Here is a 19226-nt window from a genome sequence, read left to right on the forward strand (position 1 = left end):
TCTCCGGGGTGTGAGGTAGCGGCAGAACAGTCCCCCAGTGCCGGCCGGTTGGGTTTACGGGAGGACGGCGGGACTAACTTTTGATCTTCAGCGACATTAGCATCCGCTGGACATTGGCGAATTCGGAACCCTCGTTCACGTACTTGGCCGCCTGGTCCAGGGTGTCAAAGGGCTTGGCCGGGGCCACTTTCTCATCCGTAGCGAACGCCTTGAGTGTCGTCAGGTCGCCGAAGGAGACATCACCCTTGCCCTCCGGACGGCGGACAATGTTCTGCAGCGCGCAGGCCTTGCCGTCCGCTCCGCCCACCACGTTGGTGATCCCGTAGGAGCCGAAGAACCTGTACCCGTGCAGCACACGGAACACCACGTGCGGAGTGATGAGACCGTCCCCTCACGGTGGGGCAGTTCTAGTGGGACGCTGCTGACAACAACGTACGGCTTCCGGGCATCTTCCGCGCACGCAGCCGCGGCCGCAGCCGGGGAAGGCAGCCCCGTTTGCAGCGTGGCCAGATATCCGCCCTTGGCGTCCTTGACTTCGATCTTGAGGGCGCCGGGAAGGGTGCCCTGGTCCGGCGTGACGGACTGCGCTATCCAGTCCTGGGGCAGATCGAAGCTCACGTTCTTGCCGGAATCGGAAAAGACTTTCCAGGCTGATGCCGTTGCTCCGGCGGACGGGGATTCCGCGCCCGTTCCCGGGGTTTCCGTCCCGGTGGCTGTGGCACTGGGAGTCGCCCCGGCGGTGGCGGACGCCGACGATCCCGCCGCGTCCGTCGGGCTGCCCGATGAACTGCTGCCGGCCGTCCATGCGGGTGCACCCTTGCCGTCGCCGCTGCAGCCTGACATCGCTGCAGCAACAACAATCAGCGCGGTGCCAAACCGGATCCTGCGGGCCACTGCCTTCCGTACCATGAGGCAAGCGTAGCCGCGCTGCCGCCGCAGCCGCGGTGTTCCGGACGGAGTGTTGGCGCCAGCCTGTTTCTTCCGTATCTCCCGTCCGCATCCCGCCGGTTCCGCCGGCCGCCCGGGCCATGTCCGGCTGCCTGGACGTGGCGGCGCTCTTCGCCTGCGGGCTTTCCCGTCCCTAAAGAGGGATACGCTGGGGACATGTCGGAACAGCACTTTGACGCGGACCAGGACAGCCTGGCGAACATTTCGGCCCTTGATATTGCCGACTGGCGGCTGCGGACGTTCGCCATGTACCACACCGTCCGCAGGATTGCCGTGGACAGTCCTGCCGAGGCCCACTCGTATTGGCGGCAGGAACGGGACCGGATGTTCGGCACGCACCCGGCGTCGGCCCTCACGACCGCGGACAAGGCCGCCTTCAGCGGGCTTCGCACGGCCGACTACGATCCCATTTACCGGTTCCAGGTGCCGCTCACGAAAGAGGGTGCGGGCCGCGAATTGAACGTTGAGACCGCGACCGACGGCCTGGTCAGGTTCGTCCGCCTCGGCACCTTCGACCTGCCCGAGATGGGCCAGTTGGCCGTCTGGAAGCTTCACGGCTACGGCGGCGGCATCTTCGTGCCGTTCCGGGACGCAACCGCCGGCCAGCCCGGCGGCAGTTACGGTGCCGGACGCTACCTGCTGGACACCATCAAGGGCGCCTTCCACGGCGTACTGGGGTCCGGGCCCGACGCCGAGTTCATCCTGGACTTCAACTTCGCCTACAACCCGTCCTGCGCCTACAACGAGGCGTGGGCCTGCCCGCTTGCGGGCCCGTCCAACCGCCTGGCTGTGGAGATCCCCGTCGGCGAACTGTACTGACACCCGGCCGCGGCCGCCCGTCTTTGATGCCCCGCGGCGCCCTGAACAGGCCCGCCGACACATTCCGCCACCAGGCTGCGCAGGACGTAGGATGTCGTAATGACCGCCACTCCCGCCCGCCGCATCGCCCGCGTCCGTCCGAATATTCCGGCCACTGAGCTGGAACAGTTCTTCGTGGCCAACGACGCCGCGGACTTCGGCAGCGACGCCGGCAGGCTGTGGACTGTGGTCGACAGTCCGTTCCCGGGGTCCCTCGCGAACACCGGCAGTGCACCTCGAACGGGCTGGCAGCCCGGTTCCGTTGCTGGCGAGGATTCCTTCACCTTCCTCGCACCCAGCGTTCCGGCCAACGTACTGGGCATGGCGCACAACACCGGTCCGGAGGGCGGGCGCTGCCTCCGCAGGCCTTCCACAAGGCGGCCACCAGCGTGGTGGGTCCGGGCGAGGCCATCGAACTGGCACCGGGAGTAGGCCACGTGGACCCGGAAGCCGAACTGACCGTCGTCGTCGGTCGAAGGTCACGCGGGCTGACGCTGGAGAATGCGCGGGCCGCCGTCCTCGGATTCACCGTCGGCAACGATGTGACGGCACGGGAGCTGCAGAAGACTGATGAGCTGTGGATCAGCGCCAAGAGCCAGGACACTTTCACGCCGGCCGGGCCATGGATCGTCACCGGCCTGGACAGCGGCGATCTTGCTATCGGCGTCATTCACAACGGCACAGCGCTCCGGGCCGCCAGCTCGGCGGACCTAGGCTGGGGCGTGGATGAGATTCTGGTGTATCTGACGTCGTTCATGACGCTCCACCCCGGCGACCTGGTCCTCACGGGCTTCCCGGCCGAGACCTCGCGGCTGCAGCCCGGGGACACCGTCACGTGCAGTGTGGAGGGGATCGGGCACCTGACGAACCCGGTGCGGGCCTCAGCCTGACGGGAATAGCCACTGCCATATGGCAGGCTTGATGGATGGAGTCACCTGCTGCGACCGCGGCCCCGCAGTCGCAACAGGCCGGTTCCCCCGCCCCAAAGCCCTTAATCCGGATGCCCCCGCTCGCGGAACCGGTGTCCGGCGCCAGCCGGCCACAAAGCACTACCCGGGAATCCTCCGTTTCCCGGCGGTCCGGCAGCTCCTCCGGTTCACCGGTGTGGGCATTGTGTGCACGGTGACCTCGCTTGCCCTGTACGCCCTGTTCAGGCCCTGGCTGGGCCCCCAGCTGGCCAACGCCGCGGCGCTGATTATTACCTCGGTGATGAACACCGCCCTGAACCGGCGCCTCACCTTCAAGATCGTCGGACGCGGGGAGATCGCCAGGGACCATCTCAGCGGACTGGTGGTCATCGTGATCGCCCTGTTCCTCACGGGCGGCAGCCTCGGTGTGCTGCACTGGATCAATCCCGACGCCACCATGTCGGACGAACTGTGGACCACGACGCTGTCCGGTTTCCTGGCCACGGCCGTACGTTTTGCCCTGCTGAGGCACTGGATTTTCCGCCGCGCACGGCACCGCTAATGCTGTGCACGGCACCGCTCATGGAGCAGGCGTTAGCCGGTGCCGAGCGCCAGCACGCTGCCTACGGCATTCCGAACGGCTACGGCCGCTTCACCCAGTTCACCGGGCGTCACTGTTGAATCAAAGCTAAAGCGGACTGCAGTGTGCGCAACCCCCGGGGTGATGCCCATGGCCAGCAGCACCGGGGACGCCTCGTCCGATCCCGCGGCGCAGGCCGACCCGCTGGAGCAGACAACGCCTTGCCGCTCGAGCTCCAGCAGCACAGACTCGCCGCTGGTCCCGGGGAAGCAGAACGAAGCCACCGACGGCAGCCGCTCCACCGGGTGTCCCGTCAGTTGGGCGCCCGGAACGCCGGCGAGGACCGCCGCTATGAAATCGTCCCGGATCGCGGCAACGTGCCCGGTCTGGCCCTGACCGGGACGGACAAGCCCCAGTGCGGTGGCCAGTGCCACGGCACCGGCAACATTTTCGGTTCCGGAACGGCGGCCGCGTTCCTGCCTGCCGCCGTGGAGCAACGGTTCCACCCTGGTGCGGCTCCGCACGAAGAGGGCTCCGTTGCCTTTCGGCGCCCCCAGTTTGTGCCCGGAGATGCTCATGGCGTCCACGCCCAGCAATTTTGTGTCAAGCGGCAGCCAGCCCGCGGCCTGGACGGCGTCTGTGTGGAACGGGATGCCGTGTTCGCGGGCAAGGGCGGCAAGCTGCCGGATGGGCTGGACCGTTCCCACTTCGTTGTTGGCGTACATGATGCTGACCAGCGCCGTTTCCGGCCGGAGTACGGCCGCCAGAGCCTCGGGGGTGACCTGTCCGAAACCGTCCACCGGGACGACGTCAACGGCAAAACCGTGGAAGCGTTCGAGGTACCGGGCGGATTCTTCGACCGCAGGATGTTCGACGGCGCTGATCACCACGCGGTTGCGGGCCGGGTCCGCGGCCTGCCGGGCCAGCGCGATGCCCTTGACGGCGAGGTTGTCCGCCTCCGTGCCGCCGGAGGTGAACGTGATCTCCGCCGGGCGGCAGTTGAGTGCGCTGGCGGTGGCCGTGCGGGCCCCTGCGAGCGCGGTGGCCGCAGATTCACCCAGCGAGTGGTGGCTGGACGGGTTCCCGAAATCGCCCGTGAGATAGGGCCACATCGCTTCCAGCACTTCGCGGCGGACTGGCGTGGTGGCCGCAGCGTCCAGGTAAATCATGGCCGCTCAGCCCACCGTCAGTTCAATGTCCAGGCCCAGGTCGAGGGCGATGACACTGTGAGTGAGCCCGCCGATGGAGATCACGTCCACGCCTGTGGCCGCGATCCCGGCCACTGTTCCGAGGTTGACGTTGCCGCTGGCTTCCACGCGGGCCCGTCCGTCAACCAGGGCCACGCCGGCAGCCAGTTCCTCGAGCGTGAAGTTGTCCAGCATGATCGTGTCCACGCCCGCGGCCAGGACCGGTTCCACCTGCTCCATGCTGTCCACTTCCACCTCAAAGTGGGTGGTGTGGCCAAGCTGGGCCTTGGCGGCGCGGAGGACTTCGGTGAGCTTCGCCGGATCACCGCCGGTGATGACCGCAAGGTGGTTGTCCTTGGCCAGCACGGCGTCGGAAAGGCTGAACCGGTGGTTGGCGCCCCCGCCGCAGCGGACGGCGTAGCGCTCCAGCACGCGCAGGCCCGGCGTCGTCTTTCGGGTGTCGGTGATCCTTGCCTTGGTGCCTTGGACGAGGTCCACGAACTCGGCCGTCTTCGTGGCGATGGCGCTCATCCGCTGGACGAGGTTCAGGGCCACCCGCTCTGCCAGCAGTACGGCCCGGGCGTTGCCCGTGACCCTCGCCAGCGGCGTGCCCGCGCCGAACCGTTCGCCGTCGGCCACCAGGAGTTCGACGACGGCGTCCGGGTCCGTGAGCCTCATGGCGGCGGCGAAGACGGCTCCCCCGCTCAGGACGCCCGGGACGCGGGCGTTCAGTACCGCCGTCGCCCGCGCACCCGCGGGGATAAGGACCTGGGAGGTGATGTCACCGTACGGGGCATCCTCGGCGAGCGCAGCGCGCAGCACACTCAGCACCGCTGCTTCGGGGAGGCTGCCGGCAAACCCGGCGGCGGTCTTGGCGGGGGCCTCGGTTGCGAGGGCAGTGTTGGTCACGAGGAAATCCTTTGCATGGAATGGGTCAGGGCCGTGGCGTCGTCGGTATCCGCCCGGTAGTGGGCGCCCACGGATACCGTCCGTTCCCGGGCGGCCTCCACGAGCAGCCGTGCGGCCAGCAGCAGGTTGCGGTCTTCATACGAATGCGGGTCGGCCACTTCGGGGCTGCCGATGGATTCCGACCAACCGGCCAGCTGCGCGGCTGCAGCGTCGAGTTCCGGCCCCGTGCGCAGCACACCGGCGGCACTGGTCATCAGCCGCCCCAGAGCGTCGCGCGAGAACACCCCGGGGTCGGACTCAGACTTCACAACACCCTCGGGAGCGCTGGCCCGATACATTCTTCGAGCGGCGCCCAAGGCTGTTGGCCCACGGTCGTTCGAGGGTGTTCCGGAAGCGTGCGTCAAGGGGAGGCCGCCCGCGGCCGAGACAGCACGCGGAGGAACGGTGCCGGACGACGCCCCAGCCGACACCCGGCCCGATTCAGCACCAAGGAAAGACTCAACGGCACGCCGCCCGAACACCAATCCTTCGAGCAGCGAATTGCTGGCCAGCCGGTTGGCGCCCTGGGCTCCCGTGCAGGCCACCTCCCCGGCCGCGTAGAGGCCGGGAACGGAAGTGCGTCCGCCCAGGTCGGTGGACACTCCGCCCATCCAGTAGTGGGCGGCCGGCGAAACCGGCAGCGGCTCGGCCGTCCAGTCGTAGCCTGCGGCCCTCGTGGCGGCGCTGATGGTGGGAAAACGCCGTGCCAGGAAGCCGGGGCCCCTGGCGGCCTCGATTCCCCGGGCATCGAGGAACACGGGGCTGTCTGCTGGCGCGCCGGTCCGGGCCAGGTGGAGTGCAATGCTGCGGGAGACAACGTCGCGGGGGGCAAGCTCCGCGTCGGGGTGGTAGTCCGGCATAAAACGGTAGCCGCCCGCATCCAGCAGAATGGCGCCTTCGCCGCGGACCGCCTCGGAGACCAGGAGCGGCGGCGGCCCGCCGGCCGTCTCCTGCGTTGCCATGGTGGTGGGGTGGAACTGGAAGAATTCAAGGTGGTTCACCGCAGCGCCGGCACGCCATGCAAGTGCCAGTCCGTCCGCCGTGGCCACCGGGGGGTTGCTCGTACGGGCGAAGATCCGGCCGGCCCCGCCCGTGGCCAGCAGCACGCCGTCGGCGGACAGGCATTTCCGTTCGCCGTTCTGCAGGTATTCCAGGCCGGTGACCCGGCCCTCCGCCGTCGTCAGCTCCGTGACGAACGCGCCCGTTTCCAGCCGCAGCCGGCCGGACACGGCCCGCTCCAGGACTGCCGCGATCAGCCCGCGCGCAATGAAGGCGCCGGTGGCGTCCCCGCCTGCGTGCAGGATGCGCGGAGCCGAGTGCGCCGCTTCGAGGCCCAGTGCGGTGCCGCCGTGTGCGGCTGCATCAAACACGACGCCGTATCGCCGCAGGCCGGCAATGTCCTGCGCGGCCTCCATGCAGAGGACCCGCACTGCCTCGGCATTGTTGAGTCCGGCACCGGCCGCCAGGGTGTCGGCAATGTGGGCTTCCACCGAGTCACCGGGCGCTGCCTCGCCGGGTTCCAGCACGGCAGACACGCCGCCCTGCGCGTAAAAGGTGTTGCTTTGCTCCAGCGGCCCCTTGCTGAGGAGAACCACTTCCGCGGCAGTGCCCTCGCCCGCGTCCGCGGCCAGCAGGGCTGCGTACAGTCCGGCGATTCCGCTGCCCACCACCACCAGGCGCCGGCGGCGTTGGTTTCCGCCCGCCGGAGCCGCCCCGCCGTCGACCGCATGCGGCCCGGTCGCGATGGCTCTGGTCACGGTGGGCCTGGTCACGGCCGCGCCGCCAGCATCCGTTCGAGGGCCACCTTTGCCGGGGCTGCGACGTCGTCGTCCACGGTGATGCGGTTGAGGACCTCGCCGTTGACCAGCGCTTCGAGCACCCAGGCGAGGTAGCCCGGGTGGATCCGGTACATGGTGGAGCACGGGCAGATCACCGGGTCCAGGCAGAAGATGGTGTGCTGCGGATATTCCGCGGCGAGCCGGTTGACCATGTTGATCTCGGTGCCGATGGCAAACGTGGTTGGTTCCGCGGCCGCGGCGATGGCCTTCCTGATGAAGTCAGTGGAGCCGGCGGAATCCGCGGCGTCCACAACTTCCATGGGGCACTCGGGGTGCACGATCACATTGACGCCCGGGAAGTCGGCGCGGGCCTTCTCGATCTGCGCCACATTGAAGCGCTTGTGGACCGAGCAGAAGCCGTGCCACAGGATCACCCGGGAATCGAGCAGGGTCTGCTCGTCGTTGCCGCCGAGGTCCTTGCGTGGGTTCCACATGGGCATCTGCTCCATGGGTACGCCCATGGCCTTGGCCGTGTTGCGGCCGAGGTGCTGGTCGGGGAAGAACAGGACCCGCTGGCCGCGCTGGAAGGCCCATTCGAGCACCGTGGCGGCGTTGGATGACGTGCAGACGATGCCGCCGTGCTCGCCACAGAATCCCTTGAGTGCGGCGGAGGAATTCATGTAGGTGACGGGGATGACCGGAACCCGGCCGTCGGCGTCGGGCTCGGTGCCGTAGAGCTCCTCCAGCTGCTCCCAGCATTCGGTCACCGAATCGATGTCCGCCATGTCCGCCATCGAGCAGCCCGCGGCGAGGTTCGGCAGGATGACCGCCTGGTCCGGCTTGGAGAGGATGTCCGCGGTTTCCGCCATGAAGTGCACGCCGCAAAAGATGATGGCTTCGGCGTCCGGTTTGGTCAAAGCGGCATTGGCCAGCTGGAAGGAGTCGCCCACGAAGTCGGCGTATTCAATGACCTCGTCCCGCTGGTAGAAGTGGCCCAGGATGACTGCCTTGTCCCCGAGGACAGCCTTGGCTGCCCGGATACGGGCGTCCAGTTCGGCGTCGCTGGCCGTTTTGTATTCCTCCGGGAGCTGGCCCTGGCGCGGGGTGGCGGCCGGCGCAACGTCCGCACTCGAGGCGCCCGGGCCGTACGCGGGCACACCGGCGAGGGCCTCCGCCAGGTCGTAGTCCCAGGGCCCTCGGGCCAGTGCCGGGCTGCAGGTGGCGGCGGCAGTTGCATTACCAGTGGTAAGGCCCATGGCCCCCTGTCCGGCCTGTTCGCGAGTGATCAACTGGATTGCTGTGTTGACGCTGCTCATGGTGTGCTCCTGTTATCTGGGTCAAGGCCGGGGCGGCCGGTAAAACGGTAGAGGCGGGGAGGGCGGTGTTTCCCGCCCTGGAGGTATTCGCCGGTTTCTTCTATTTCCGGCGTGGATTTCAGCTGGCGCCGGAAATTGGCGGGATCCAGTTCGCGGTCCAGCACTGCCTCGTAGACCTCCCGGACCTGGGCCAGGGTGAAGTACTCCCCCAGGAGGTGGTAGGCCACGGAGCCGTAGGCAAGCTTGTTGCGCAGGCGCCAGAGGGCATAGTCCACGATGGCGTTGTGGTCGAACGCCAGGTCTCCGAGGCGGTCCGCCCGTGACCACTTGACGTTTTCGGACTCGTCGGCGAGCGCCGCTTCCGTGGGCTGGACCAGCGCCCAGTACACGATGGACACCACGCGCTGCGTGGGCGACCGGTGGAGGCCGCCAAAAGCGTAGAGCTGCTCCAGGTAGTTCGGGGCCAGCCCGGTGGTTTCGCGCAAGTTCCGCGAGGCCGCGTCCTGCAGGGATTCGGCGTGGGTCAGCGGACCGCCGGGAAGTGCCCACAGGCCCTTGAACGGCTCACGGATCCGTCGCACCAGCGGGATCCACAGAGTGGGGCGCCCGGACTTCGCGCTGGGGCGGAGGGCGAAAATCACCGTCGAAATAGCCAGCGAGGGCGGCGCGGACTGGCGCTCGGCAACGTTGGCTGAGGTGGTGTACACGGCGGTGCACCCCGCTTTCTCCGTCCGCGGGGTGCACCCAGGGCGTTGTCCGGCACCCTGTTAGCGGGCGCTGTGGCTAGTTATAGTCAAACTGACTAGAACTAATGGTACGACTGCCCGGCCCGTAGGCAAAATGCTTTAGGTCACATTGCGGCGGCGGCCTCGAGCAGCGGGAGCGTACGGCCCTGGAAGTGCGTGTTCAGCACGATCACGGATGAGGACCTCAACACGGTTTTCGTGGCGATCATGGCATCCAGGACCCTCTGCAGGTCCGGGTTGGACCGGGCCGCTATCCGGGCCATCAGGTCGGAGCTGCCGGATACGGTGTGGATCTCTATCAGTTCGGGAATCCGGGACAGCGCTTCGACGACGGCGTCGTGGCCCAGGTCCTGGTTGATGGTGAGCGAACAGAACGCCACCACGGGGTAGCCGAAGTGCGCGGGGTCCGGCTGGGGAACCCAGGAGCCGATCACTCCGTTTGCCGACATCCGGTCCAGCCGCGACTGGACTGTGGCCCGGGCAATCCTGAGCACGCGCGAGGCTTCGAGCACCGACGCCCTGGGTGAATCCGTGAAGAATCTGACAATTTTTGCGTCTATGGCGTCAACACTCATCGCATTTCCTTTCTGACTGCCACCGCAGGGCACAAATCGCCGAATAATACGGCGATGGGTCTGCAAACTGCCACCATGCTCTCATGCGCGGCGTGCGAAGCGGTCCGTCCGGGACGGTAAATTCAAGAAGTCCCAAAAGGACCACACCCACCGACCACAAGAAGGTTCGCAAGCATGACGATGAAGTCCACCGCCGAGCGCCCATCCACAACGCTCGGCCACAGCATGAAACCCCGGCAGCTCACCATGATGGGGCTGGGAAGCGCCATCGGAGCGGGACTGTTCCTCGGCTCGGGGGCGGGAATCCAGGCCGCAGGGCCCGCCGTACTGATCTCCTACCTCGTAGCCGGCACGCTGATCATCCTGGTGATGTGGGCGCTGGGCGAGATGGCGGCGGCAAACCCGAACAGCGGCGCCTTTTCCGTCTACGCCGAAAAGGCGATGGGGCGAACGGCGGGCGCCACAGTGGGCTGGCTGTGGTGGCTGCAGCTGGTAGTTGTCATTGCAGCCGAGGCCCTCGGCGCGGCCGGCCTGCTCTTCACGGTATGGCCGGTGGTTCCCGTCTGGGCGCTGTCCCTGGTGTTCATGGCCGTGTTTACGGCCATCAACCTGGCCGGCGTGAACAACTTCGGCGAATTCGAGTTCTGGTTCGCCATCCTCAAGGTCGCGGCGATCCTGCTGTTCCTGGGCATCGGCACGGCCCTGCTCCTCGGATTGCTGCCGGAAGCAGCCAGCCCCGGCCTCGGAAACATCACCGGCAACTTCGCGCCGGCAGGCCTCGGCGGCATCGCCACGGCGCTGTTCGTGGTGATCTTCGCGTTCGGAGGCACCGAGATCGTGAGCATCGCGGCCGCCGAAACAGAGAACCCCGGCACAGCGTGGGACTGGCGGTCCGCACGGTGCTGTGGCGGATCCTGGTGTTCTACATCGGCTCGGTCTTCGTCATTGCCGCAGTACTGCCCGCCACCTCCGAAGCGCTCGCCTCGCCGTTCGCCGGCGTCCTCGACGCCGCACGGATCCCGGGCGCCGGAACGGCCATCACCCTGGTGGCTGTCATCGCACTGCTGTCCGCCCTCAACGCGAACCTCTACGGCGCCTCCCGGATGATCCACTCCCTGGCTGAACGCGGCGAAGCCCCGCGCTTCCTTTCGAAGCTTAACAAGGCCAGAGTGCCGGTGATCGCCGTGGGCGTGTCCGTGGCCTTCGGCTTCGTTGCCGCCGTACTGGAACTCCTCTTCCCCGAACAGATCCTGCCGGCACTCTTCCAACTGGTGGGCTCCACCTGCCTGATGGTCTGGGGGTCCGCCCTCGTCTCCCAGCTGGTCCTGCGCCGCCGCGCGGACCGCGACGGCACCGAACTTCCGCTCCGGATGAAGGGCTTCCCGGGCCTGACCATCTTCGGACTGGTTCTGCTGGGACTGATCTTCGCCGTCGGGTTCAGCAATGCTGAAAGCAGCCGGCAGCTGGTGAGCACCTTCATCCTGATTGCCGCGATTGCCGCGGCGTGCCGGATCGGCGCCAAGGCCACCGCACCGCGCCAGGGAAGCCTGACCCGGTAGCCGCTTCCCAACCAAGTCGCAGCAGGTGTCGTTTTGAGGGCTCAGAACGACACCTGCTGCTACTCAGTTGGGAAGGCTGTGCGGACCAATCCGGTTCTGCTAGTCAAATTGCTATGCAATACGGCTGCATTCATGGCAGCTTTTCGCAATCTGGTCAGTAAACCCTGAGCTGATTGCCCAGCCTCCGGCGGGTGACTATGGTCACAGCTATGGATACCCCGATTTCCCCGGCCGCCGGCAACGACGCCGTCCCGCCGTCGGAACCACACTCCGAACTGCTGTCCGGCCCGCCGGCCGGGCCGCTGAACGCCAACGAGCTCCGCGCACTGTATTCGCTGATGGTGGCCGTCCGGCACCTGGACACCTCGGCTGTCGCCTGGCAGCGCCAGGGCCTCATCCCGGGCTATGCCCCAGAACTCGGCCAGGAAGCCGCCCAGGTGGGAAGCGGCTACGCCGTGGACACCACCCGTGACTTCGTCTTCCCCACCTATCGCGAAATGGGCGTCGCCCGGGCCATGGGCGTGGACATGGTGGCCTACATGTCCACCCACAAGGCCACGTGGCACGGCGGCCTGTACGATCCGCTGGAGTCCCGGCTTGCCCCGATCCAGGCCGTCGTCGGCGGTTCAGTGCTCCACGCCGTGGGCTGGGCCCACGGCCAGACTCTGGCCGGCACCGCAGACGGAGAGCTCGGCGTGGCCATGACCTATTTCGGCGACGGCGCGTCCTCCCAGGGCGACGTCCACGAAGCCATGAACTTTGCTGCAGTCATGAAGGCACCCGTGGTCTTCTTCGTCCAGAACAACGGCTGGGCCATCTCGGTCCCCACCGAACGCCAGGTGGCGGGCGGCTCCGTGGCCGCCCGGGCCGCCGGCTACGGCATCCCCGCGCTGCGGATTGACGGCAACGACGTCGTCGCCGTCGTCGAAGCGACCCGGAGCGCCTTCGCACACTGCCGGGCAGGCAACGGGCCTGTCCTGATCGAGGCCATGACCTACCGCCGCGGCCCGCACTCCACCTCGGATGATCCGGGCCGGTACCGTTCCCTCAACGAAGAGCGCGACGGCGCCGGGGAGGACCCGCTGGAACGGTTCCGGAAACGACTGCTCGCCGACGGCGTCGCCGACGAAGCCTTCATTGCCGAAGCCCTGGCAGCCGCCAAGGCCGAAGAGGAACACATCCGGGCGGGCATCCAGGCGCTTGGATCCCGGCCCGGCACCGAAATGTTCGACCTGGTCTTCCAGGAAACCACGCCTGCACTGCAGGCCCAGGCAGCCAGCTGGCGCGAGGAATCCGAACATGTCTAACGCCATCCTTGAAAGCGAGGCCGCCATGGCCGATGGAACTCCGCGCCACGGGGTTGAACAGCTTTCCATGCAGCAGGCACTGAACCGCGCCCTCGACGAGCTGCTGGCCGGGAATCCGAAAACGCTGATCTTCGGCGAGGACTGCGGGCGGCTGGGCGGCGTGTTCCGCATTACGGACGGTCTCCAGGCGAAGTACGGAACCGGCCGGGTGTTTGACACCCCGCTCGCCGAGTCGGGCATCCTCGGCATGTCCGTGGGCCTGGCGATGGCCGGCTTCCACCCGATTCCCGAGGTCCAGTTCGACGGCTTCGCCTATCCGGCGATCAACCAGATCGTCTGCCAGATCGCCCGGATGAACTACCGCAGCCGGGGCACACTGCCGATGCCGATCACCCTGCGTGTGCCCAGCTTCGGCGGCATCCGCGCCCCCGAACACCACGGCGAAAGCCTCGAGGCACTCTTTGCCCACGTTCCCGGGCTCAAGGTGGTTTCGCCGTCGAACCCGCACGAGGCCTACCACCTGCTCAAGTACGCCGCCACCCGGCCGGACCCGGTGATTTTCATGGAGCCCAAGTCCCGTTACTGGCAGAAGGGCGAGGTCAACTTCGACTCCGCAGACCCCGCAGGATCCCCCGACGGTGGCGCCCCCACCGGCGCCAAGATCATGCGCGAGGGGCGGCACCTGACTCTCGTTGCGTGGGGCGCCATGGTAGCGCGCTGCCTGCAGGTGGCCGAGCTCGCCGCCGAGGACGGGATCGACGTCGAGGTCCTTGACCTGCGCTGGCTCAAGCCGATTGACGCGGCCGCACTGGCGGCGTCCGTGACGAAGACGCGCCGCGCCGTCGTCGTCCATGAGGCGCCGCTGACCTCGGGGCTGGGCGCCGAAGTTGCCCAGCTGATCACGCAGAGCTGCTTCGACACGCTCAAGGCTCCCGTGGAGCGAATCACCGGCTTCGACGTCCCGTATCCCTCCGGTGACCTCGAAGACGAATACATCCCGAACATTGACCGGATCCTCTTTGGCATCCAGCGAGTATTGGAGTACCGCCGTGGCTGAACTTTCCTTCCCGCTTCCCGACCTCGGCGAGGGCCTGATCGAGGCGACCGTGCTGGCATGGCTGGTTTCGCCCGGTGACCACGTGGAGCGGAACCAGCCCCTCGTCGAGGTGGAAACCACCAAATCGGCTGTTGAACTGCCCAGTCCGCAGGCAGGTAAAGTGGTGCGTATCCACGGCGGGCCCGGTGACAAGATCAATGTCGGCGAGCCCCTGATTGTGTTTGAGGTGCCGGACAACACCGCCGGCATCGTGGGCACGGTCCCGAAGGAAGAGGCACCGAAGCGCCGGGTCCGCCTGAGCGCCGTACTTGATGAGGACTGACACCATGAGCGGCAGGCACACCGGCGAGCAGCACCACCACACCGTTGAGGGCACCGACCCCCAGCTCTACGTGGAGGTGCATGAACCGGAGACCGACCCGGGACTGAGGCCCGTCCTGCTGCTCCACGGATTTTCCTCTTCGACCAAGTTGAACTGGCAGGACACCGGTTGGCTGGCCGCCCTGCTCGAGGCAGGCCGGCGGGTCATCGCCGTGGATCTTCCCGGCCACGGCCGCAGCGGAGCCCCGGAGGACATGGACTCCTATACACCGAGCAGGATCCGCGCGGACCTGCTGCAGGTGGCGTTCGACGCCGGCGTCCGTCCTTTGCGGGACGGCGATCCTGCCAGCGGGCTCGACGTAATCGGTTATTCCCTGGGATCCCGGCTCGCCTGGGAATTCGGCGCCACCCAGCCTGAGCTGGTTCACCGGCTGGTGCTCGGAGGCCCCAACATTGCGGACCCGCTGGCGGCCTTTGATCTGGTGGCTGCCCAGCGCTACCTTGCCGACGGCACGCCCATCGCGGACGAGTCCACGGCCGGACTGCTGAAGATGGCCCAGGGGCTGCCCAGCAACAACATCTTCGCGCTGCTCTCACTCGTCGAAGCCATCAAGGGCGAGCCCTTCGATCCGGCCGAAGCCATCCCGCACATGCCCATGCTGCTGGTGGCCGGCGAGAAGGACGACCGCGCGGCCACCATGCCCAAGCTGGCAGAGCTGGGCGCTAAATCCGGTGCCCTCGTGGAGCAGCTGCTGATTCCGGGCCGCAACCACAGCAATGTGATCACCAGCCGCACCTTCAAGCAGGCAGCCACGGACTTCCTGGGCGTCTAGCTACTGGCCGTTCCGGGTTCGGTTCAGGGAAGCCTAGTAGTCGACGCCCGGCTCGGGAGTTCCAGCCATCTGGAAGCACGCGGACGAGGATAGGACGTTGAGCGCGTTCCGCTCCGGGTTGAATTCGATCGAGTGCAGATAGCCTTCCCCGCTGACGATCACCAGCTCCGGGTCGCCGTTGACGCTCGTCTTGTCCTTGACGGACCAGCCGCTCTTGGCGGACCAGTCAGTCTTGATCTGCTTCAGCAGCGCCGCGCCGTCGGCGTCTCCGCTGAGGACAACGTCCATGGTGCCCGGCCAGTAGTACCCGCCGGTCTCGCACTCGAAGAGGGCGCGGGAGCTTTCGGTCTGCTTCGTCGTCGACACATCGGACGGCGGGACGACGGACATGAGTTCGTGCTGCTGGCTGCGCGTTGCGTCCGCTGCGGTGAAAATTCCGGCCACCGCGTCCCCCAATGTCTTCGTCCAAATTATCCGCGGGCCGCACCGGGCGTTCCTCCAAGCAGAGACCCTACCCCAATTTATCCATACGATGGATGGATGGTGGTGCCCATCGCCCCTTGCTCCAATGTTTCCGGCGGCCGCCGCCACCGCAAGAGGACGACGGCGGCGTGGAGCTACAGCGTCCGGCACAACCAGCGGCGGGCACGGACCGCTCTGGTCCGTGCCCGCCGTCGCGGATTTCAGCCTGCCGCTAGTGGTGGCTGCTGACGCCCAGCGGGCGGCCCTTGGTCTCCTTGGCCAGGATGACGCCGACAGCCGAGATTACGCACAGGATCATGATGTAGATGCCGATGGAGCCGGTCCATTTGGTGCTCTGCATCAGGGCTTCGGCAATGGTGGCCGCGAAGGCGCCGCCCAGGATGGCACCGAAGGCGTAGCCGATGGAGATGCCGGAGTAGCGGACGCTGGCCGGGAACATCTCGGCATACATGGCGGACATCGGGCCGTACGAAAGACCGAGGCCGATGGTCAGCACGAAGAGGGCCAGGCCGTAAAGCATGATGTTCCTGGTGTCGATCAGGGCGAACATCGGGATCATCCAGGCGAACACGATGCCGTAGCCGATGAGGAATGTCTTGACCCGGCCGATTTTGTCGGAGAGCCAGCCTCCCACGAGCGTGAAGATCAGCCAGCCGAAGGACGCGAGCGTGGTGGCCAGAAGGATCTCCGCGACCGGCATCTTCAGCGACTTGGTGGCATAGGAGATGAAGAACGCGATCAGCAGGTAGCCGGCTGCATTGTTGCCGATGAAGATCATGGTGGAGTAGAGCACAGACTTCTTGTGGTGCTTGATCAGCTGGCCGAGCGGGGCCTTGGCCTTCTCCTTGCGCTCGATCATTTCCTTGAAGACGGGGCTCTCGGCGACTGCGCGGCGGATCAGGTAGCCCACCACGATCAGCACGATTGAGAGCAGGAACGGCACGCGCCAGCCCCACGAGGCGAAGTCTTCCTTCGACATGCCGGTGTTGAGGAAGAACAGCAGGCCCGTGGCGAGGATCATGCCGACCGGAACCCCGATCTGCGGGTAGGCACCGAACAGGCCTCGCTTGCTCATGGGTGCGTGCTCGACTGCCATCAGGGCAGCACCGCCCCATTCACCGCCGGCGGAGAAGCCTTGGATGATGCGGAGGGTGATCAGCATGATGGGAGCCCAGACGCCGATCTGGGCGTAGGTCGGCAGCACGCCGATCAGCGCCGTCGCAGCACCCATCATTATGAGCGTGAACACCAGCATCGCCTTTCGTCCCAGGCGGTCCCCGAGGTGACCGGCAATGATCGCGCCGAGCGGGCGGAACAGGAAGCTGATGCCGATCAATGCGAAGGACAGGATCTGCGCAAGACCCGGGTTGGAATCGTTCAGCGGGGCAAGGAACAGCGGGGACAACAGCGTTGCTGTCAGCTGGGCGAAGATGAAGAAGTCGTACCACTCGATGGTGGTGCCGACCAGCGTGCCCGCGAGGACTTTGCGTTCCTCATGCTTGCTGCTGGGGCCCGCCTCTGAATCGACGTGTGAAGTTGCGGTCATTGGAACTCCATGGCTGGGGGCAGTGCAACTGCCGGAGATGAGGTGTGGCCGTGCGATTTACTGATCGAACGGTCAGTTGGTATGAGGATACTCGAATGTGTGACAAAACGCACTTAAATCTTTGCGGGATCTCAGTCCTGCCGGTTGAGGAATTCCCGGACCCTTGCCCGTACCGGCTCGCGGTCATAGGTGTTGACGAGGGCCCCGGCCATGCGGACGGGATCCCCGAAGAAGAAGTACTCGTAGAGCGACTGCCGGCCCGAGAACCCTGAGATTGAGGCGTCAAAGGCCAGCTTGAACAGACGGACACGCTCGGGGCCGGTGAGGGTTTTGCCCTGCAGGTACTTGTCGATATCCGCCCTGGCCTCGCTGTTGACGTCAGCTTCTCCGGGCAGCGCCATCAGCCCCGACGCCGAGAACTTCCGGATGATTTGCGGGAAACGCTGGGCGACCTTGGGGTACCAGTTCCTGGCAGCGTTCAGCGTGGACCACTTGGGCAGCATCAAGCCGGCGTCATTGAGCTGGGCATCCGCCTCGGACGCGCGGACCAGCGCCTTGCCGATTTCGACGTCGATGATCAGCTCTGCAATGTCCTCCTGGATATGCTGGAAACCGTCGATCCCGATCGAATCGGCAAGCTCGGACGCCAGGCCCAGGAAGAACTCGCTCTTGGCGATGGTCCGGGTGACAACCTGGTGCGTCATCAGGGCACCAGCGCCGGTTTCCGTGTAGAAGGCATTGCACAGCTGCGGGTTCCCGAGCATGAAGATCCGCTCCCTCGGCACGAACACGTTGTCAAAGACCGCGACGGCGTCCATCTCCTCATAACGCGAGGCCAGAGGCTCGTCATGGGTGCTGCCTCCGTTGTACAGCGAGGTGCGGCACAGGTAGCGAAGGCCCGGCGCATCATTGGGGATGGCAAATGCGAAGGAGTACGGGGCATCCTCGGGAGTGCCGCGCAGCACGGTTGACGGGAAAACCAGCAGTTCATCGGCAATCGGGGCGATGGTGGCCAGCATCCGGGCGCCGCTGATCACGATGCCGTCCTCACGCTCCTCGACGATGTGCGCCGTCAGCTGCCCGCCCATCTGCTCGGCGCCGGAGACGGAGCGGTTGACCTGCGGCGGGATCAGCGTATGCGTGGCCAGGACATCATTCTCACGAGCCCACTCGTAGTAGTTGAGGATGTTTTCACCGAACTTGGGGTCGGCCTGGGCGAACCATTTCTGCGCGGTGCTGAGGGCCGTCAACGAGGAGTTCATGTAGTCGCCGGAGCGTCCCAGGAATCCGTTGGAGGATTCGGCCCAGGTGGATATTGCCCTTCGCCGGCGCTCCAGGTCCTCGATGGTCTTCGGAACCAGGAAGGAGGCATTCACCAGGTCACCGGTGGACGGCGAGGCATACGTCAGCGCCTCCTGGTATGCGGGGTCATGCTGCATGTCGAAAAGCTTCGCGTAGGAGCGGGCCACGTTTCGGAACGCGGGATGTTCGGCGATCTTTTCGCTGACAAGCTCCCCGTCGATCACCACATGCGGCGTCATCGCGTTGAGCTTGTCCAGGTACTGCTGTCCGGTACGGATACCCATTGTTTTCTCCAGTCGTCGTTGAGCTGCAGGGAGCTTGGCAGTGATTTTGTGGTTGCTAGAGGAGGTCCTCCATTCCCAACTGGCTCTCCGGGATGGTGGTGAAGGTGCTGTTGGCGAAAGCCAGGGCGTCCCCGTTGCGGTAGTTGAAATCCACCACCTCGCCGAGATACAGGGTGTGGTCGCCGCCGTCGTACTCCGCCCATGGCTTGCACTCGAAATAGGCGAGGACACTGGACAGACGCGGTGCAGTTCCGCCTTCCACCCACCGGGGCTCGGGACCAGGACGGCCGGCGAAGTGCAAGGCCAGATGCCGCTGTTCGGCGCCAAGGATGTTCACCGTGAACGGCCGCCCGGACAACTCATCATGGGCTTTGGCGGTGCGGGCAATGCTGACAAGCACCAGCGGCGGCTCCATGGACACGGACGTGAACGAATTGACGGTGATCCCGTGGCGCCTGGTGGCGCCGTCGAACGTCACGATCGCCACCCCGGTGGCAAACCTTCCGAGGCTGCCACGGAAATGGTGGGCCGGCGGGGTGAACATCCTGCCGGCGGCTTCGGGGGCCCCTCCCGACCGGGGCGTGGCAATCATCATTGATCCCTTGGATTGTCTGTCCTATATTAGAGGTGTTCGATAGTTGAACATCTAGTTCCCATATGGAACGCTAGCCCAAAGTGAGCCGCAACACA

20 protein-coding genes and 1 pseudogene are annotated in these 19226 nt (G+C 66.2%); 10 read left to right on the forward strand and 11 right to left on the reverse strand.

Annotated elements, in window-relative coordinates; genetic code table 11:
* Nucleotides 1-73: 73 nt before the first annotated feature.
* Nucleotides 74-367 carry a hypothetical protein gene (locus FCN77_RS27770; protein WP_368074282.1) on the reverse strand — a complete coding sequence of 98 codons (294 nt, stop codon included), beginning with the start codon at nt 365-367 and terminating at the stop codon, nt 74-76.
* Between the two features lie 255 nt (nt 368-622).
* Here FCN77_RS27770 and FCN77_RS27775 point away from each other — a divergent pair, with 255 nt between their 5' ends.
* The 5 genes from FCN77_RS27775 to FCN77_RS16715 all read left to right on the forward strand — a co-directional run bounded on the left by FCN77_RS27775 (nt 623) and on the right by FCN77_RS16715 (nt 3276).
* Nucleotides 623-922, forward strand: coding sequence for a hypothetical protein (locus tag FCN77_RS27775; RefSeq protein WP_368074283.1), 300 nt, complete (start codon nt 623-625; stop codon nt 920-922).
* Between the two features lie 182 nt (nt 923-1104).
* Nucleotides 1105-1767, forward strand: coding sequence for a DUF1684 domain-containing protein (locus FCN77_RS16705; protein WP_137323168.1), 663 nt, complete (start codon nt 1105-1107; stop codon nt 1765-1767).
* Nucleotides 1768-1866: 99 nt separating this feature from the next.
* A complete protein-coding gene (locus FCN77_RS27780) occupies nt 1867-2238 on the forward strand; it encodes a hypothetical protein (RefSeq protein ID WP_368074284.1) in 372 nt (123 codons plus the stop codon).
* Complete coding sequence (locus FCN77_RS27785; protein ID WP_368074285.1) at nt 2196-2696, forward strand: fumarylacetoacetate hydrolase family protein; 501 nt, start codon at nt 2196-2198, stop codon at nt 2694-2696. Before FCN77_RS27780 ends, FCN77_RS27785 begins: the two co-directional genes overlap by 43 nt.
* Nucleotides 2697-2727: 31 nt before the next feature.
* Complete coding sequence (locus FCN77_RS16715; RefSeq protein WP_137323169.1) at nt 2728-3276, forward strand: GtrA family protein; 549 nt, start codon at nt 2728-2730, stop codon at nt 3274-3276.
* 32 nt (nt 3277-3308) lie between these two features.
* Here the strand turns inward: FCN77_RS16715 and FCN77_RS16720 are convergent, their stop codons facing one another.
* The 6 genes from FCN77_RS16720 to FCN77_RS16745 form a co-directional block, all read right to left on the reverse strand.
* Nucleotides 3309-4463 (reverse strand): cysteine desulfurase family protein, encoded by a 1155-nt coding sequence (locus FCN77_RS16720; RefSeq protein WP_137323170.1) that lies wholly within the window; start codon nt 4461-4463, stop codon nt 3309-3311.
* A 6-nt stretch (nt 4464-4469) separates the two neighbouring features.
* Nucleotides 4470-5390, reverse strand: coding sequence for a carboxylating nicotinate-nucleotide diphosphorylase (gene nadC / locus FCN77_RS16725; protein WP_137323171.1), 921 nt, complete (start codon nt 5388-5390; stop codon nt 4470-4472).
* Entirely contained in the window at nt 5387-7105 is a 1719-nt protein-coding gene (locus FCN77_RS16730) for an L-aspartate oxidase (protein ID WP_137324819.1), read from the reverse strand. Before FCN77_RS16730 ends, nadC begins: the two co-directional genes overlap by 4 nt.
* Before the next feature lie 92 nt (nt 7106-7197).
* Nucleotides 7198-8523, reverse strand: coding sequence for a quinolinate synthase NadA (gene nadA, locus FCN77_RS16735; protein WP_137323172.1), 1326 nt, complete (start codon nt 8521-8523; stop codon nt 7198-7200).
* Nucleotides 8520-9230 carry an NUDIX domain-containing protein gene (locus FCN77_RS16740; protein ID WP_137323173.1) on the reverse strand — a complete coding sequence of 237 codons (711 nt, stop codon included), beginning with the start codon at nt 9228-9230 and terminating at the stop codon, nt 8520-8522. The genes nadA and FCN77_RS16740 overlap by 4 nt, the downstream gene beginning before the upstream one ends.
* Before the next feature lie 143 nt (nt 9231-9373).
* On the reverse strand, nt 9374-9844 hold the full coding sequence (locus FCN77_RS16745) for an Lrp/AsnC family transcriptional regulator (protein ID WP_137323174.1): 471 nt from the start codon (nt 9842-9844) through the stop codon (nt 9374-9376).
* Between the two features lie 174 nt (nt 9845-10018).
* On the opposite strand from FCN77_RS16745, the pseudogene FCN77_RS16750 reads away from it, so the two are divergent.
* The 5 genes and pseudogenes from FCN77_RS16750 (at nt 10019) to FCN77_RS16770 (ending at nt 14921) form a co-directional block, all read left to right on the forward strand.
* Nucleotides 10019-11403, forward strand: a pseudogene (locus FCN77_RS16750) (amino acid permease).
* Nucleotides 11404-11741: 338 nt separating this feature from the next.
* Nucleotides 11742-12710 (forward strand): thiamine pyrophosphate-dependent enzyme, encoded by a 969-nt coding sequence (locus tag FCN77_RS16755; RefSeq protein WP_254679036.1) that lies wholly within the window; start codon nt 11742-11744, stop codon nt 12708-12710.
* Nucleotides 12703-13767, forward strand: a complete 1065-nt coding sequence (locus FCN77_RS16760; RefSeq protein ID WP_137323175.1) for an alpha-ketoacid dehydrogenase subunit beta — start codon at nt 12703-12705, stop codon at nt 13765-13767. The genes FCN77_RS16755 and FCN77_RS16760 overlap by 8 nt, the downstream gene beginning before the upstream one ends.
* Nucleotides 13760-14089, forward strand: a complete 330-nt coding sequence (locus FCN77_RS16765) for a biotin/lipoyl-containing protein (RefSeq protein WP_137323176.1) — start codon at nt 13760-13762, stop codon at nt 14087-14089. Before FCN77_RS16760 ends, FCN77_RS16765 begins: the two co-directional genes overlap by 8 nt.
* A gap of 4 nt (nt 14090-14093) precedes the next feature.
* Nucleotides 14094-14921 (forward strand): alpha/beta fold hydrolase, encoded by an 828-nt coding sequence (locus tag FCN77_RS16770; RefSeq protein WP_137323177.1) that lies wholly within the window; start codon nt 14094-14096, stop codon nt 14919-14921.
* A 33-nt stretch (nt 14922-14954) separates the two neighbouring features.
* Here the strand turns inward: FCN77_RS16770 and FCN77_RS16775 are convergent, their stop codons facing one another.
* The 4 genes from FCN77_RS16775 to FCN77_RS16790 form a co-directional block, all read right to left on the reverse strand.
* The gene (locus FCN77_RS16775) at nt 14955-15365 is read right to left on the reverse strand and encodes a hypothetical protein (RefSeq protein WP_137323178.1); all 411 of its coding nucleotides are present in this window, start codon (nt 15363-15365) and stop codon (nt 14955-14957) included.
* A gap of 250 nt (nt 15366-15615) precedes the next feature.
* Nucleotides 15616-16950, reverse strand: a complete 1335-nt coding sequence (locus FCN77_RS16780; protein ID WP_137323179.1) for an MFS transporter — start codon at nt 16948-16950, stop codon at nt 15616-15618.
* 131 nt (nt 16951-17081) lie between these two features.
* A complete protein-coding gene (gene hpaB / locus FCN77_RS16785; protein ID WP_137323180.1) occupies nt 17082-18536 on the reverse strand; it encodes a 4-hydroxyphenylacetate 3-monooxygenase, oxygenase component in 1455 nt (484 codons plus the stop codon).
* Nucleotides 18537-18591: 55 nt separating this feature from the next.
* Nucleotides 18592-19131, reverse strand: a complete 540-nt coding sequence (locus FCN77_RS16790) for a flavin reductase family protein (RefSeq protein WP_175417294.1) — start codon at nt 19129-19131, stop codon at nt 18592-18594.
* Nucleotides 19132-19226: the final 95 nt, after the last annotated feature.

The sequence above is a fragment of the Arthrobacter sp. 24S4-2 genome, assembly GCF_005280255.1.
Classification (GTDB): domain Bacteria; phylum Actinomycetota; class Actinomycetes; order Actinomycetales; family Micrococcaceae; genus Arthrobacter.